This is a genomic window from Patescibacteria group bacterium, assembly GCA_041662965.1.
Taxonomy (GTDB): Bacteria; Patescibacteriota; Patescibacteriia; order Patescibacteriales; family GWC2-42-12; genus JACPHD01.
The window spans coordinates 253,292-269,689 of the sequence record JBAZRI010000001.1; the positions used below are offsets into that span (position 1 = coordinate 253,292).

15 protein-coding genes and 1 tRNA gene are annotated in these 16,398 nt (G+C 42.0%); 9 read left to right on the plus strand and 7 right to left on the minus strand.

What is annotated here, in order from left to right:
* The first annotated feature begins 241 nt into the window (after window positions 1–241).
* The 7 genes from mraZ to murF all read left to right on the plus strand — a co-directional run bounded on the left by mraZ (window position 242) and on the right by murF (window position 6,574).
* Window positions 242–673 (plus strand): division/cell wall cluster transcriptional repressor MraZ, encoded by a 432-nt coding sequence (gene mraZ / locus WC639_01070; protein ID MFA6306386.1) that lies wholly within the window; start codon window positions 242–244, stop codon window positions 671–673.
* Window positions 674–711: 38 nt separating this feature from the next.
* Window positions 712–1,533 (plus strand): hypothetical protein, encoded by an 822-nt coding sequence (locus tag WC639_01075; protein MFA6306387.1) that lies wholly within the window; start codon window positions 712–714, stop codon window positions 1,531–1,533.
* 10 nt (window positions 1,534–1,543) lie between these two features.
* A complete protein-coding gene (locus WC639_01080; protein ID MFA6306388.1) occupies window positions 1,544–1,705 on the plus strand; it encodes a hypothetical protein in 162 nt (53 codons plus the stop codon).
* A gap of 52 nt (window positions 1,706–1,757) precedes the next feature.
* Window positions 1,758–2,699: a 16S rRNA (cytosine(1402)-N(4))-methyltransferase RsmH gene (rsmH, locus tag WC639_01085; GenBank protein ID MFA6306389.1), complete on the plus strand. Its 942-nt coding sequence runs from the start codon at window positions 1,758–1,760 to the stop codon at window positions 2,697–2,699.
* Window positions 2,700–2,755: 56 nt separating this feature from the next.
* Window positions 2,756–3,073, plus strand: coding sequence for a hypothetical protein (locus WC639_01090; GenBank protein MFA6306390.1), 318 nt, complete (start codon window positions 2,756–2,758; stop codon window positions 3,071–3,073).
* A 23-nt stretch (window positions 3,074–3,096) separates the two neighbouring features.
* Complete coding sequence (locus WC639_01095) at window positions 3,097–5,178, plus strand: penicillin-binding protein 2 (protein ID MFA6306391.1); 2,082 nt, start codon at window positions 3,097–3,099, stop codon at window positions 5,176–5,178.
* Between the two features lie 100 nt (window positions 5,179–5,278).
* Complete coding sequence (gene murF, locus WC639_01100) at window positions 5,279–6,574, plus strand: UDP-N-acetylmuramoyl-tripeptide--D-alanyl-D-alanine ligase (GenBank protein ID MFA6306392.1); 1,296 nt, start codon at window positions 5,279–5,281, stop codon at window positions 6,572–6,574.
* Window positions 6,575–6,640: 66 nt separating this feature from the next.
* Here the strand turns inward: murF and WC639_01105 are convergent.
* The 3 genes from WC639_01105 to def form a co-directional block, all read right to left on the minus strand.
* Window positions 6,641–6,712: transfer RNA gene (locus tag WC639_01105), tRNA-Glu, on the minus strand.
* Between the two features lie 347 nt (window positions 6,713–7,059).
* Window positions 7,060–7,995 (minus strand): methionyl-tRNA formyltransferase, encoded by a 936-nt coding sequence (gene fmt / locus WC639_01110; GenBank protein ID MFA6306393.1) that lies wholly within the window; start codon window positions 7,993–7,995, stop codon window positions 7,060–7,062.
* A complete protein-coding gene (def, locus tag WC639_01115) occupies window positions 7,988–8,473 on the minus strand; it encodes a peptide deformylase (GenBank protein ID MFA6306394.1) in 486 nt (161 codons plus the stop codon). Before def ends, fmt begins: the two co-directional genes overlap by 8 nt.
* 221 nt (window positions 8,474–8,694) lie before the next feature.
* Between def and WC639_01120 the strand changes: the two genes are divergently transcribed.
* Window positions 8,695–8,991 carry a hypothetical protein gene (locus WC639_01120; protein ID MFA6306395.1) on the plus strand — a complete coding sequence of 99 codons (297 nt, stop codon included), beginning with the start codon at window positions 8,695–8,697 and terminating at the stop codon, window positions 8,989–8,991.
* Here WC639_01120 and amrB read toward each other — a convergent pair.
* Both amrB and WC639_01130 read right to left on the minus strand, forming a co-directional pair.
* Window positions 8,986–9,774 (minus strand): AmmeMemoRadiSam system protein B, encoded by a 789-nt coding sequence (amrB, locus tag WC639_01125; GenBank protein MFA6306396.1) that lies wholly within the window; start codon window positions 9,772–9,774, stop codon window positions 8,986–8,988. The genes WC639_01120 and amrB overlap by 6 nt on opposite strands.
* 20 nt (window positions 9,775–9,794) lie before the next feature.
* Complete coding sequence (locus WC639_01130; protein MFA6306397.1) at window positions 9,795–11,267, minus strand: hypothetical protein; 1,473 nt, start codon at window positions 11,265–11,267, stop codon at window positions 9,795–9,797.
* 338 nt (window positions 11,268–11,605) lie between these two features.
* Here WC639_01130 and WC639_01135 point away from each other — a divergent pair, with 338 nt between their 5' ends.
* Window positions 11,606–12,193 (plus strand): hypothetical protein, encoded by a 588-nt coding sequence (locus WC639_01135; GenBank protein MFA6306398.1) that lies wholly within the window; start codon window positions 11,606–11,608, stop codon window positions 12,191–12,193.
* Window positions 12,194–12,255: 62 nt separating this feature from the next.
* Here WC639_01135 and WC639_01140 read toward each other — a convergent pair whose 3' ends face one another.
* Window positions 12,256–14,883, minus strand: a complete 2,628-nt coding sequence (locus tag WC639_01140) for an AAA family ATPase (GenBank protein MFA6306399.1) — start codon at window positions 14,881–14,883, stop codon at window positions 12,256–12,258.
* Window positions 14,884–15,351: 468 nt separating this feature from the next.
* A complete protein-coding gene (gene amrS, locus WC639_01145; protein ID MFA6306400.1) occupies window positions 15,352–16,368 on the minus strand; it encodes an AmmeMemoRadiSam system radical SAM enzyme in 1,017 nt (338 codons plus the stop codon).
* Window positions 16,369–16,398 lie beyond the last annotated feature (30 nt).

Genomic DNA, 16,398 nt, shown 5'->3' on the forward strand with positions numbered 1-16,398 from the left:
GGGAATTGTGGCGATTCATCCGCGAAACTATCTTCAAGTTATTTAAAATAAAAACAAAAAACAAGCCCGCCTCGCTAAAGCTATGGCGGACAAGCCGGCCAAGACAATAACGCCGGCCAAACAAGGCCTGTTTCGTGCCTAACGAAACAAATTTTAATTAAGGCAAAGAAGGGGTCTTATCAGCGGCTTGCCGCTGGTCGGACTTCTCGTTAGCCTTAGTTCTAACTTCTTAATTTTTCACATGTTCATCGGCGAATACAACCATAATTTAGACGATAAAGGCCGAGTGGCCGTGCCGGTTAAATTCCGCTTTATGCTAAAAGGCGGAGCAGTCGTTACCAAGGGATTGGACAACTGCCTTTTTTTGTATACAAAAAATGAATGGCGGGAACTGGCCGTTAAGCTGTCTAAATTGCCGATCGGCCAAGCCAACACCCGCGCTTTCGCGCGTTTGATGCTGGCCGGCGCCATGGATGTGGATTTTGATAATCAGGGGCGCATTATGCTACCCGAGTATTTAAGGAAGTTCGCCGGCTTAAAGAAAAAGCTGGTGATCGCCGGCCTTTACAGCCGATTGGAAATTTGGGACCAAACCGCTTGGAATAAATATAAGCAAGGCACGGAAAAAAAGAGCGTGGATATCGCCGAAGCTTTAGGGGGATTAGGCGTGTAAACCGCCTGGTTAAATAATTTTAAAATTAAAATAAAAAAATGAAAAAAGTAATCGCGGGTCTCGCGGTGGTATTATCCGCCGCCGTCTTATTAGGCCAGGCCATGGCCACGGAAAATAATGTGCCGTATGTTAATATGGAAACCGGCGCGACGGTCGTCGGCGACGAAGAAGGCGGAGTTATCGTTGACCCTGACAGCGAAGAAGTCGTCGTTACCAACGGCAACGAAACCATAGTCGTTGACGGGAAAAATAACAGCGTGCTGATTAATAACAGCGAGGGAACGCTAATCGTCGGCGGTTGCGCCGCCAATACTTTATGCGGCCGGATTCTAGGCAATATAGTTTTGCGAGTCCAAAAAAACGGCGAAGCTTATTATGTCAATCCGGTGAAAAAGAGCCTGCATTTTCTCGGCCGGCCCGACGACGCTTTGGGAGTAATGAAAAAAGAAGGCGTGGGCATCGCGACCAGCGATCTTAAAAAAATTCCTATCGGCTTAAGCCAGTCGTCAGGTCCGGATGCCGACGGAGACGGCTTGTCGGATTTGATGGAAGACGCGGTTAAGACGGATAAGAATAAAAACGATACTGATAATGACGGCTTTGACGATAAGTCGGAAATAGCCGGCGGGTATGACCCGGCTAAAGGCGGCGGCGCGAGAATGCAAGTGGAAGCCGGCTTCGCCAAAAAGCAAAAAGGCAAAATTTTTCTCCAAATCCAGGACAACGGAGAAGCTTGGTATATTAATACTAAAGATGAAAAAAGATATTTCTTAGGCCGTCCGGCGGACGCTTTTAGCATCATGCGCTTTTTAGGCGTCGGCATAACCGAGGCGGATTTCGTGAAATTAAGCGTTAAATAAAAATAAAAATATGGTGAAAAAAATAAAAGTGTCGGTGCCGTTTTTAAAAAACGCGGCCGGCGCGAATGCCGAAGCGGAAAAGGTGAGGGTAAAAATCATAAGAGCGCCGCTCGTAGACGGGAACGATTTGCGCAACGTTATGTTTTATCGCGCCCGAGCGGTTGTTCTTTAAAGAAACGGGCGGCGCGAGCAGCCGCCACCTTATTAAAATTAGCAGTACTTAAATGCCATACCGACATACTCCAGTAATGTTAAAAGAAGTTTTAGAATATTTGCGGCCCAGGCCGGGCGGGAATTTTATTGATTGCACGCTCGGCGGCGGCGGCTATACTTTCGCCATAGCCAAAGCCGTAGCGCCCGGAGGCAAAGTTTTAGCCATAGACTTGGACGAAATGGCTATAAAAAATTGGCAGACGCCTGACCTTGGCCCAAGATTTAATAATATAATAATCGCCCATGACAATTTTAAAAATTTACAGAAAATTGTTGAAGAATACTTTGAAGCAGGCGCCAAATTTAATGGCATTGTATTTGATTTGGGGCTATCATCAGCTCAACTCGAAGATAGGGCTAGAGGATTTTCTTTCAGCTTGGCTGGCGCGCCGCTAAGCATGAACTTCGGCCAAACAGGGGAGACGGCTGAAAATATCATTAATAGCCGGAGCGCGGAAGATTTAGCTAAAATATTCAAAGATTACGGCGAGGAAAAGTTCGCTTATAAAGTCGCCTTAGCCATAGCCGAAGAGCGCCGGACGGGGAGAATCACAACGACAGATCAGCTGGTTAAAATTATTTTAAGCGCCATACCAAAAAGGTTTCAATCAAAAATACATCCGGCCACAAAAATTTTTCAAGCCTTGCGCATCGCCGTTAACCGGGAACTAGAAAATTTGCGAGCGGTTTTGCCTCAGGCAGTCAGTTTATTAAAGCCGGGCGGGAAATTAATAGTTATTTCTTACCATAGCTTAGAGGATAGGATCGTTAAACAATATTTCAGGCAAGAGTCAAAAGATTGCCTCTGTCCGCCGGTGGCGCCGATCTGCCAATGCGGCCATAAAGCCAGTTTAAAAATATTAACTCATCCGATTTTAAGGCCGACCGGGGAGGAGGTCTTAAAAAATCCTAAAGCCAGAAGCGCTAAGCTAAGAGCGATAATAAAGATATAGAAAATTTCCTGAATTTAGTCCAAGCTGATAGTAAAATATAAAAATAAAAAATAAATATGGAAAAAACAAATAACAAAATCGGAAAAAAAATATTCAATTTGAAAAATTTTAACAAAGCCATATTTTTTGCTATGATTGTTTTGTCGCTTTATTACATCGCCGGCGTTAATGATTTATCCATAAAAGGCTTTGCTTTAAGCGAATTAAAACAGCAAAAAAATAAATTAGTTGAAGCTAACAACAAGCTTGAGCTTAAGGCCTTAACTTCAAGCTCATATTCAAATATTAAAGAAAAAATCAGCGATTTAAAAATGGTGGCGGTCGGAGAAGTAAGCTATATAACCGCCGGAGCCGAGGTGGTGGCGAAAAAATAAGAGAGATTGTAATTTAGCGATTTATGTCGTTTTGGAAAAAAAGACAAAACAGCGGTGGTAAAATAAATAATAGTCGCATTAATTTAATAATTGCGATTGTTTTTTTATTGGCCGGAGTTATTATTTACAGATTAATTGATCTGCAGATATTAAATTATGATTTATATTACAGCTTAGCCTCGGATCAGCATCAAATCTATAATCTTTTAAGTCCGACTCGCGGCCGGATTTTTATTCAAAATGACGTTAAGAGCGCCGATAACCGGCTTTATCCCATCGCCACCAATAAAAATTTCGCCTTGCTTTTCGCCGTGCCCAAAGACATAAAAGGCGTAAAAGAAGCCGAGAGGATCAGCGAACAGCTTTATGTGATTTTCAAAAAAGAGAAAATTGAGCAAGAAGTTGAGGAGATTTTCATAAAAGAAGACGCTGATAATCTAAGCGCCCAGCTTAAAGCTTTAGGCGATATAAAAGACGAAGCCGGCAAGATTAAAGAAGCGGAAATAATCGCTCGGCATCAAGCCATCCAATCCGATAAATCATTTCAAGATATAAGGCAAGTTAGGCGGGAAGCGGAAATTAATTTGAGGAAAAAAGAAATTATCGGCGCCTATTTAAAAAAGCTTGATAAGCCGGGCGATATTTATGAACCGCTTGAGCAAAAAGTTGACGAGGCGGTTTTAAAAAATTTCTATCTGGCCGCCGGCCGGCCGGTTGATGATGTAAAGATTGAAGATTTGGAAGTTGACGGCAATACGATGGTTATTTTAAACCATGAAGCAGAAAAAGAATTAAAAATAGACGGCATTGGTTTTTCCGAAAGTTCATTTCGTTTTTACCCCGAAGGCAATATCGGCTCTAACATCTTAGGCTTTGTCGGCTACGCGGGCGATAAGCTAGAGGGCCGGTATGGCCTTGAAGGATTTTTTGATCAAGAGCTTACCGGCTCTCCGGGCTCAATAAAGATTGAGCGCGACGCCAAAGGCTACCCGATAATTATTAATGACCGCGAATACAATAAGGCGGACGACGGCAGCGATTTAATTTTAACCATTAACCGGTCTATCCAGTTTATGGCTTGCCAAAAATTAAATGAAGCGGTTAAGAGGCATGGCGCCGACGGCGGCAGCGTCATAATTTTAGAGCCTGATACCGGAGCGGTTTTGGCCATGTGCTCAAGCCCTGATTATGACGGCAATAATTTTCAAGAAACCAAAGATATTAAGGATTTTACCAATCCGGCGATTTTCTCCCAATACGAGCCCGGCTCAATTTTTAAAGTCATCACCATGGCTATGGCTTTAGACCGGGAAAAGATAACCCCGCAAACTACCTACGACGACACCGGGCAGGTTATAATTTCCAAATATAAAATAGAAAATTCCGACCATAAGGCCAACGGCGTGCAAACTATGTCCGAGGTGCTGGAAAAATCTTTAAATACCGGCGCTATTTTCGCTATGAGAGCCATCGGGCCTGATTTATTTTCCGAATACGTGAAAAAATTCGGTTTTGGCGAAAAAACCGGCATTGAGCTTGAAGGCGAAAGCAAAGGCGATATAAAAAATTTAATAAAAAAACCCGTGGGCGAGCTTTACGCGGCTACAGCTTCCTTCGGCCAAGGCATGGCGGTTACGCCAATACAAATAGCTGCGGCCTTTTTAGCTTTAGCTAATAATGGCATAATGATGCAGCCTTATATTGTTAAAGAAATAATCAAGCCTGACGGCGCTAAAATTGAAACCAAGCCTAAAATAGTCGGCCGGGTAGTTTCGGAAAAGGCCACTGTTATTTTAGGCGGCATGATGGTTAATGTGGTAGAAAAGGGCCATGGTAAATTGGCCGGCGTTAAAGGCTATTACGTCGCCGGGAAAACCGGTACGGCCCAGGTTCCGGCGAAAAACGGCGGCTATCAGGCCGGCGCCCATATCGGCTCTTTCGCCGGTTATGCTCCGGTCGATAATCCGAAATTCGTCATGCTGGTCAGAATTGACCAGCCGCGAGACGTTGAATGGGCGGAAAGCTCGGCCGCGCCTTTATTTGGCGAATTGGCTGAATATATGCTAAATTATTGGCAGGTGCCTAAGGAAAGAAACATCAATTAAAATAATGAATAATCTTGAGATTTTAAAGAATAAAAATAAAAATTACATTCCCAAATTTTCAATTACCAATTACCAATTTTCAAATAAAATGCAAATACATATGAAATCATTAACGCAAAAAATTTTAAAAATATTGGCCGGATTGATTTTAAAAAAATACCGGCCGGAAATTATCGGCATTACCGGCAGTGTCGGCAAGACCGGAGCTAAAGAAGCGATCTATGTAGTGCTCAATGCTAAGTTTAATGTGCGCCGCAGTTTAAAAAATTATAATAACGAAATCGGCGTGCCGCTTACTATTATCGGCGCGGCCTCGCCGGCTAAATCAATTTTCGGCTGGATGCAAGTTTTTTTCTTGGCAATTAAGCTATTAATAAAGCCGGATGAAAATTATCCTAAAATATTAATTTTAGAAATGGCCGCGGATAAGCCCGGCGATATGAGCTATTTAACCGGTATGGTTAAGCCGAATATCGGAGTTTTAACTTCAATCGGCGATTCTCATATTGAAAATTTTGGCAGCCAGGAAAGAATTAAGCAAGAAAAATCTGTTTTAATTAAAACGATTGACCGCCAAGGCTGGGCGGTTTTGAATATTGATGATCAGCGGATCGCGCCTCTTGTTAAAGAGGCTAAGGCAAAAGTTTTAACTTATGCCATAGATAATCAAGCTGACTTTTCCGGCAAGGAAATAAGATTAGTGTTCGTTCCTTCGCTTAGCGAAAAAGACAAATTAGGTATGAATTTTAAATTGCTTAATAACGGTTCTTTCGCGCCGGTCTTTTTGCCCAATGTAATCAGCAAGGCCGGAGTCTATGCCGCGCTGGCTGCCGCGGCCGTTGGCGTGGCTAAAGGCCTGAATTTGGTAGAAATCAGCCAAGCGCTGAATAAATATTCACCGCCGAACGGCAGAATGAAATTGCTTTTAGGCGTAAAAGGCACTTATATAATTGACGATACTTATAATGCTTCTCCGGCCGCTTCTATTTTAGCCATTGAAACTTTGGCCGTCATCCCTAAAAAAGGTGGGGAAAATAAATACGCGGTTTTAGGCGATATGCTGGAGTTAGGTGAATTCACTAAAGCCAAGCACCAAGAAGTCGGCCGAGCGGTGGTAAAAAATAAAATTGATAAATTAATCGTCGTGGGGGAGAGATCGCGCGATATCGCCCGCGGCGCTTTAAATTCAGGCATGAGCCAAGATGATATTTTTCATTTTGCCGCCACCGATGAAGCCGGTAAATTTATCCAGGAAAGGATTAAAACCGGTGATCTGATTTTAGTCAAAGGCTCGCAGGGCGCTCGCATGGAAAAAGTAGTGAAAGAAATTATGGCCGAACCGTTGAGAGCGAAAGAATTATTAGTCAGGCAAGGTGAAGAATGGGAGAATAAATAGCATGGCGTGTTTTTTAAAATTAATATTATAAAAACACCTCCGAAGAAACTCGGAGGTGTTTTTTAGTACCGCTACGGGGAATCGAACCCCGATTACCAGGATGAGAACCTGGCGTCCTAACCGTTAGACGATAGCGGCATATTTACTTCGTTAAATATATCAATAAAATTAAAAATTTAATTTGCCTTAGATTAAGCGTTTATTTAACGGAGTTAACTTATTATTAACACATTATACACATAAAATCAGCCAGTTATCAATAGTTTTTCCTCTTGACTGATTTAACTAAGCGCGCCTAAACTGAAATTAGAGTTAGAGTGCGGATCAGTCTGCATTTTAACAATGCCTGCCGTCATAAGTATTCATATACGAAAAACGGCAACGCATGGGGATTGAAGCGCCTGCATATGCATAATGTGCTGGCGCTTTGTTTTATAGGATTAAACGGCTAGCTTATAAAATTATTTTATAAGCTAGCCGTTTTATTATCCCAATATATTGCCAATAAAATCTTTATGGCCTCGCAAGAATTCTTCGCTGGCTAGCGCGTTTTTTCCTTCAAGCTGCAAACTTTTTATAATTAAAGCGTCCCGGCCGCATTGCACGGCCAAGCCGCTGTTGTATTTAAAAGTTTTGCCCGGCTTATAAGAATTTATTTCTATAGGCTGATTTTGCGCGGAAATTATTTTAATTTGTTTGCCGTCCCACCAAGTCCAGGCCATGGGCCAGGGATTCATGGCTCTAATAAATTTTTCCAGATGCGCTGCCGGTTTTGACCAATTGATTAAACCGTCGCCCTTAGTTAAGGCTTTGGCGTAGCTGGCCTGGCTGGAATCTTGCGCTTTCGGCGTGATTTTTCCGGCTAAATATTTTTTGATCGCGGCAATCAGAAAATCCGCGCTTACTTCCGATAATTTGTCATATAATGTTCCGGCCGTATCTTCATCGCTAATGTTAATCGCGGTTTGCGCTAAAATCGCTCCGGTATCTAAGCCTTTATCCATTTTTATTATGGTTAAACCGGTCTCTACGTCGCCGTTTAAGATAGCGGCCTGAATTATGGCCGCGCCCCGGTATTTAGGCAGAAGCGAAGCATGCAGATTTAGGCAGCCGTATTTCGGCAGATTCAAAATTTCTTCAGGTATAAGCTGCGCGTAAGCCGCTACGATAATTAAATCGGGTTTTAGCAAAAGAATTTTATCTCTGATATCTATAATATGCTCCGGCTGTAAAACCGTAATATTTTTTTTCTCGGCCGCGATTTTTATGGGCGAAGACGTTATTATTTGTTTTCTGCCCGTTGGCCTGTCCGGCTGGGTAATTGCTAAGACTATTTCAAAGTCGTTGTCTTTTATTAAAGCCTCAAACCCGGGTAAACCGAATTCGGCAGTGCCGATGAAGATTGTTTTAGTTTTATTCATTTTTGTTTTTTAATTTTTCATTTTCTATCTCTACCGCCTTGTCAATAAAAAGTATTCCGTCAAGATGATCAATCTCATGCTGTATCACCCGAGCCATCATGCCGACGGCGGTAAGTTTGGTTTTTTTGCCGTCTTTATCCGTATAAGTTAAGCTGATTTTTTTGTGCCTTTTAACTTTGCCGAAAACTCCGGGTATGGATAAGCAGCCTTCTTGCCCTATTTCGCGCGCCCAGGATTTTTTAGTGAATTTGGGGTTTATCAAGCAGAAAACTCCGTCTTTGGAATTAATGACGGCCAATCTGATATTCTTCCCAATTTGCGGAGCGGCCAAGCCAACGCCGTCGGTTTTAAGCATGGTTTTATCCATGGCGGAAATAAGGTTTTTAAATTCGCGGCTTTTTATAGCTTCCGGGCTTATTTCAATTGATTTTTTCCTTAAAATCTGGTTGGGCTGAGTTATTATTTTTAGTATTGGCATGTTATAAATGATAAATTATTAATACTCTTTCTGTCATTGCGAGGAGACTTGTAATCAAGTCGACGAAGCAATCTCTGGTTAAGTTCAGAGTACGTGAGATTGTGAAGTTTATCCCGAGCGATAGCAAGGGACCTGCATTCCTTTCAGTCGCTCGCAATGACAATAATAGTTGATATTAACAAATAGATGAAATTTTAGCAATAGTTTGTTATACTTAATATATGCAAACAAACAAAGGCATGGAAAAATTAGGCGATTTATTTATGGAAGGGTCAAAAAACCAGCGCTTGCGGCCTAAAGCGCCGGCTTATGCTTGGCAGGATTTGGCTTTAGAGGTAATTAAAGAATTAAACATTCCGGATTTTAAAAGAAGCGCGGTTTTTAGAGTATGTAAACTAAAGCCAAGAGTTTATATTGAAAAATGTTTAAATGACACTAAAGAATTATGCCATACCGGCGAGAAGTGGAAATATTTTTTTAAAGTCGCGGCCGGCGGAGCTAAAAGTAAAAAGTTATAATTTAAAATTCATCGTTAAATAACCGACGCCGAAAGGCGCTTCGTATGATAAAAGCTGGGGTTCATATTTTATAACCTCTATAATGCCAAGCAAGATAACGATTGATTTTAAGCCGCATTCGCCCGCGTCAGCGATTAATTCCGGTTTGAATTTTATTATTTCATTGGTTTGTTTTTTAAGCAAACAATCAATTAGCTTTTTATCAAATTTTTTTCCTTTAGGGCTAAAGCCGGCCGGGGCGTTTTTGCTTAACCTATGCGAAAGGTCGCCGGAAGCGATTAGGGCGATACGGGTGCTTGAGCTTAATAGTTCATTTTTTAATATCTGGCCGAAATTATAATGAGCGGCTAAACTCAATCCCGAATAATAAAGCGGGATTATTTTTATTTTTGGCAAGTGCCGGGTTAAATGATAGAGGGGGATTGAGGCGCCGTGGTCAAGCTTGGTTTCGCTAATAAGCTGGAGCGGGGCCTTAGTCTCTAATTTTTCTCTGATTTTATGGGCTAAGCCGATATCGCCGTTTAGATTAAATTTAGTCGTTAAATCGCCGAAGTCTTTAAAATCACCCGTGAATTCAGGGCTTAAGTTAATAGTGAAAGCTTCTTCCTGCAGATGGCCGTGCGGAGAAATGATAATGATAGTTTCCGCCTGCGAAGCATATAAATCTTGCTCTAATTCCAAATATGAATCAGAAGTGGCTTTAAGCTGATTGATATTTTCTTTGCCGATGGTCGGTATAAGAATGGGCGGGTGAGGGACAATAGCGGAAAAGACAATAGACATATAGTTAATGATTAAAATATTTATTCTTGCGCATTTTCCGCTAGCACTTCGGTTATTGGCGCGCCGGCTTCGTATAAATATAAGACGCTTGACGGCACGATGATGATATTTTCCGCTTTATAGCCTAGGCCGCTGAAGACTTTGTCTGAAGCTATGAGGATTTTTTTGCCGCCGGAAATTACGTAGGCGTAAGGGGAGTCTTTGGTTTTTAGAAGTTCTCCGTCGCCGAATAAATAAGGTTTTAAGGTTAGGTATTGGTCAAGCTCCTCCGGCGCGACTTTTATGATTTTTTTACTGCTGAATTTCGCGGTTAAGAAAATTTTATCAATCAGCGGCGCTTTAGTGCCGTCAATCACGTAATAAACGCCGCCGGTTTTGTTATTCTGCAAGAGCGCTCCGGTCGGATAAGTCGAAGTGGCGGTGATATTGGCCCCATCGGCGTAATAATTTATGTCTTCCCAGCTGGCGTTAACGACTTCGTCCGGGTTAAAGCCCATTTTGCGGAAAGCTTCCATGGATGTAAAGCCGCGCTTTTTATCGTCAACCAATAAGAAAATCGTGCCGCGCGGCGATTTGATTAGGGAATATTGGGGGAATTTAATCGGCGCGCCTTTCTCATATTTATCCAAGTCGGATTTGTTTATTTTTATGATTTTATTGGCGTCAAAGCGCGTAGCCAAGGCGGCCATGGATAAGAACGGCCGTTTTAAGCCGTTTTGCAGAAGCCAGACTCCGGGTTCGCCTTGGGCTTGCAGGAGAGAGCCGTCCGGATAGATTTTAGTGAACCAGCGCTGCCAGATTTTATAAAAATTAAAATTGCCGTTATAGACGTGCGGCGTGTAATTATACAGCGCGGCCGTAGCCTGGTTAACCGGCGTTACGGTTATCGGATCGGTGCTGATAGTTCCGTAAGGGTTGGTGAAAGTATAAGTATTGCCGGCACGGTAAGTATAAAATTGGGGATTATCCATATAGTCTCTGAACTGCAAAGCCGCGGAATTAACCTGTTTGCCAAAACCTTGCCAGCGGGTATTGCAGCCGCCTGAATCCGGACAACCGTAACCGGTGGCCCAATCAAGATTACGTTGGCCGGGCGAAGAATTTTCAATCAGACTTTGCTCTTTCTGCAGAAGCACTAAAAGGAATTTTGGGCTGATGGTAATTTTCCGGCATTTTAATTTTCTTTCTTCTTCGGTCGGGTTATCGCTTAAAATAGCGCTACTGCAGTCATAATTTTTTGCGGCCGCGTTATAAATTATTTCCGAAGCTTTTCTAGTTACGCCGTAATAATCCGGGCAGGAGTAATTAGCCAAATAGCTATTTTTATTTTCTAAAAATTTTTGAATATCGGCTAAATCCATGGAAGTATAATCCATGATTTCCAAGTCGCTAATAATATTATTAGGATCAAAGCCTTCGGCGCTGGCGGTAAGACCGAATGCCAAACTTAATGGTATAATTATAAAAATTAATAAATATTTTAGGTTTGTCATGAAAAAATGTAAAATGTAAATTTCAAAATGAAAAATGACAATGTAAAGTTACTTGTCCCGCCTCGCTTACGGGGTCGGGGAAAATTATAAAATTAGGCAATTTTACATTTTGAATTGTCATTTTAAACTTTGATCTTTAAATTTTTAATTAGTTATACTATACATTATAGTATACGAGGGGTAATAGGGCAAATTATACTAGTCTGTTTACTAAAATTAGCCAATATATTTATTATTAGTTGATTTTTTTAGTGAATTGTGTTAAGATATAATTTAAATATTTAGTGTGGATAGGGGGAAGGGGATAGTTTTTTCAAAATTTAATTATGGAGGGGAAAATGAAAAAACGAGTTCGAGGGGAAAAATTAATGGCGGATCATGTCGCTCTTGGAATTGACAATTGGTCGAGGGATGTGCGCGATGATCTGGAAAGGTTAAACGACAGAAAACAGGTGCCGATTGGAGAAAGATTATTTTGTACAATTGACGGTACTGCTGTCGCGTCTTTTGGAGAGGTCGTCAGCGGATGTTCTAATATCTCATTCTGTCAGCTTCAAGATTGTCTTACAGGAAATGAGGAAAAGGTTTGTACTATTTGCGGCTATGAATTTGCTGAAGAAAGAAAAATCGGCGGCGCTTATCCCTGCCAGCCTATTAACGAAGATGATTATGAGGATAGGCTTGATACGCCGGAAAAGATAAAAGCATATTATCGTTTTATGTACCCCTGGCTGTTTATTGACAAAGCGCCAGCCGTTAAGAAAAGAAAAAAAATAAAGCTGGAGAAAATCGGTTGCCCAAAATTTCATGGCGCGACGCGCCAAAGCCATCCTAAACCAAAAGTTTTGCGTTTGCATAGTAAATCAAACGCGAAAAGAAGACCCTGCAAATGCCGTTGTAGAAAAACTATACGGCAGATAGAATAAAATGAATTAAAAAAGGACCGCCGATTAAATCAGGCGGTCCTTCTTCTTTTATCTGTTATTTTTTATTTTACGGTCATCAAAATTTTATCTTTTACGCCCAAATCAATTTCCACTTTGTTGCCTTGCTTGATTTTACCTTCAATTATTTCCAAAGCCAGTTCGTCTAAAATCATATTTTGGATGACCCGCTTAAGCGGCCGGGCGCCGTAAGTCGTATCAAAGCCTTTTTCCGCCAGCATCTTTTTAACCTTAAGCCCGATTTTAATATTAATTTCTTTATTTTTCAGCCTGGTCTCAACTTTAGCCAGTTCCAAGTCAACGATTTTAGATAAAACTTCTTTGTTCAGGCTTTTGAATATGACGATTTCATCAATGCGGTTTAAGAATTCCAGCTTAAAATGGTCTTTTAAGATGTTGTCAATTTTTTCCTTCATTTCATCCGAGCGCAGGCTGGCCGCGGTTTTTACGTCCGTAGTATCGGCGAAACCGATGGAATATTCTTTAATCACTTCATTGCCTAGATTTGAGGTCATGATAATGATGGCATTTTTAAAGTTAACCGCCCGCCCTTTAGAATCGGTCAGGCGGCCGTCGTCTAAAATTTGCAGGAGTATATTAAAGACTTCGGGATGAGCTTTTTCAATTTCGTCAAACAGCACCACGCTATACGGCCGGCGCCTGATTTTATCGGTTAATTGCCCGCCTTCGTCATGGCCGACATAGCCGGGCGGCGCGCCGATTATTTTAGCTACCGAATGTTTTTCCATAAATTCGCTCATATCCAATCTAACTAAAGCGTTTTCATCGTTAAACATGAATTCGGCTAAAGCTTTAGCCAGTTCGGTTTTACCCACGCCGGTCGGGCCGACAAACATAAAAGAGCCGATAGGTTTTTTTTCTTCATTAATGCCGGCTCGCGAGCGCCTGATGGCGTTAGCCACGGATTTAATGGCCTCGTCTTGGCCGATAACTCTTTTATTTAAAACCTCTTCGGCTTTGGCTAATTTTTTTATTTCCGATTCCAGCATTTTAGAAACCGGGATGCCGGTCCAGCGCGCCACGACTTTAGCAATATCTTCTTCGTCAACCTCTTCTTTTAAAATTCTTTGGCCCGCCGATTGGATTTTTACGAGTTCGGCTTCTTGTTTTTTTACTTCTTCCATAAGCGCGGGAATTTTTGAATATAATATTTCCGCCACTTTGGTTAAATCGTCGCCGCGCCGCTCAATAATCTCGGCTTGAATTTTCAGTTCGTCAATTTGTTTTTTAGACAGCCTGATTTTAGCGATGATATTTTTTTCATTAAGCCAATGCAGTTCCAGCTGATTGGCTTTTTCTTTGAGAGCCGCTAATTTTTTGTTTATTTCTTTTAATTTGGCGGTTTGCTTGTTTTCTTTCATTAAGCCGGCCTTTTCAATCTCCAGCCGTTTTATTTCCCGCTTTAAAGCGTCCAATTCGTCCGGCGAAGAATCTATTTCCATGCGCAAAGCCGAAGTGGCTTCGTCAACCAAATCCACGGCTTTATCCGGCAGAAACCGATCGGTAATATAGCGGGAAGATAATTTGGCCGCGGCGATTAAAGCATCGTCGGTAATCCGCACGCCATGGTGCACTTCATATTTTTCTTTAATGCCGCGCAGAATAGCGATGGTATCTTCAATTGAAGGTTCGCTGACATAAATCGGCTGAAAGCGCCTTTCTAAAGCCGCGTCCTTTTCAATATATTTTTGGTATTCGCGGGTAGTAGTAGCGCCCACGGCTTTTAATTCTCCCCGCGCCAAAGCCGGTTTTAGCATGTTAGAGGCGTCCATAGAGCCTTCAGAGGCCCCGGCGCCCACCAAGGTGTGCAGTTCGTCTATAAAGAGGATAATGTTGCCGCCCTGGGCCTTAATCTCTTTTAAAACGGCTTTTAGGCGGTCTTCAAATTCGCCTCTGAATTTTGAGCCGGCCACTAAAGCGCCGAGGTCCAGCGAAATCAATTCTTTGCCTTTTAAGGTTTCCGGCACATCACCGGAAACAATTCTTTGCGCCAGGCCTTCAATGATAGCGGTTTTGCCCGTGCCGGCTTCGCCGATTAAGACCGGGTTATTTTTAGTGCGCCGGGACAAGACTTGCATAATGCGCCTGATTTCTTCGTCGCGGCCGATGACCGGGTCAAGCTTTTCATTTCGCGCCAGCTCGGTTAAGTTAATGGCGTATTTTTCCAAAACTCTGAATTTTGACTCCGGCTCCGGATCGGTGATAGTTTGCGCCCCCCTTAGCTTGCCCAGTATTTTTAGAACTTCCATATATTCAACCCCGGCGCTAATCAATATTTCCTGGGCTCTTGATTTTATGCCGATTAAAGATAAAAACAAATGCTCGGTGGAAATGTATTCATCGCCGATTTTATCCGCTTCTTTTTTAGCGCGCTCTAAAATCATGGCCACTTCGGCCGTGCCTTGGACCGTGCCGACGCTGGCGGAAATTAAAATTTTCGGCAGTTTTTCTATAATTTCCTTGGTTTGTTTTTCTATTTGGCGAAAATTAATGCCTAATTTTTCAAGGATCGGCTTAATTAAGCTCTCGCTTTGAGCGAGTAGGGAAGCGAGTAAATGCAAAGCTTCAATTTGCTGCTGGCCGTTGTCCTGGGCGATAATTTGCGCGTTGATAATGGCTTCTTGGGATTTATGGGTGAATTTATCAAACATATGTTTAAAATTTTTCTGTCATTGCGGGCTTGACCCGCAATCCAGAAACTTGTTAATTGCGATTAAACATGGATTCCGGCTCGTAGGCCGGAATGACAATACACTTTTTAGCACTCTTTAGCGTTGAGTGCTAATTTCAATATAGTATAGCCGTTTAGCCTTGTCAATAGTTTCTCGGGTTAAAAGATTATTTTAAATATGCTATAATGTGGATAAGCAGAAATCTCAAAAAATAAAGGAGGGGACCATGATGGAGAAAAATTGTTTTAACTGCGCATTTAGACAAGCGTGTTTTTGCCAAATATTTAGACATCTGATTGAAAATTGTAAAAACGAAGGCAAGGATTGCGTTGCCTTTATGGAAAATTCGCCTAAACAATGTTTTTCCGAATCTGTCTATTTTTCTCTACAAAGAAAAATAGCCGAAGGTTATTTTGATTAAAGGCGCTATCTAAAATAGCGCCTTTCTCATTCCAAAATATCTAAACTCTTATCGCAATAAAGGCAGCGGCCGTGATGGTCCAGGCGTTCAATCTCGTAGCCAAAGCGGCGAATGGCTAGCTGGCCGCAGACCGGGCAATAAGTATTTTCCCTTTCATCGCCCGGGATGTTGCCGGTATAAACATATTTAAGGCCGGCTGATTTGCCGATTTCATAAGCTCCTAAAATTATTTTTTCCGGCGTGGCCGGAGTATTTTTTAATTTCCAGGCAACGTCCGGGGAAAATTTGGAAACATGCCAAGGCGTGTCGGCGCCTAATTCTTCGGTGATGAATTCGGCGGTTTTTTTAAGCATCTCGTAATCGTCGGATAATTCCGGAATAATCAAAGTGGTTATTTCCAGGTGCAGGCCGGCTTTTTTTATGGCGATTAAATTATCTAATACCGGTTCAAGCTTGGCCGCGCAGTTTGTTTTATAAAATTCGCTATCCATGGATTTTAAATCAACGTTGATGGCGTCAAGGTAGGGGGAAATTGCTTCCAGGCATAAGCCGCTCATGTAGCCGTTAGAAACCCAGATATTTTTTAAATCATTCTGCCTGGCCAGCTTCATAATCTCTAGGGCGTATTCGGTAAAGATGGTCGGCTCATTATAGGTATAAGAAATTGACGAGCAGGCGTTGTCCAGCGCACCGCTGACGATTTTTTCCGGCTCTATAAAATCAATATTTTTAATTTTTTTCTCAATATCAGCGGCTTGGCTGATATGCCAATTTTGGCAGTTCAGGCATTTAAAATTACAGCCCAGCGTGCCGAGAGAATAACTTAAACTGCCGGGTAGAAAATGAAATAAGGGTTTTTTTTCAATCGGGTCAACGTTTAAGGCCGCCGGATAGCCGTAGGTCAAAGAGAAGAGCTGGCCGTTGATATTTTTTCTAACTCCGCATACTCCGGCCGAATTATTTTTTATCAAGCAAGCCTGATGGCAAAGCAGGCAAGCCGCGGTTAGATTATCTGATTTTTTGTAGAATTCGGCTTCGTGCATATTTATTTCTTACGCCTGTATATTAGCATA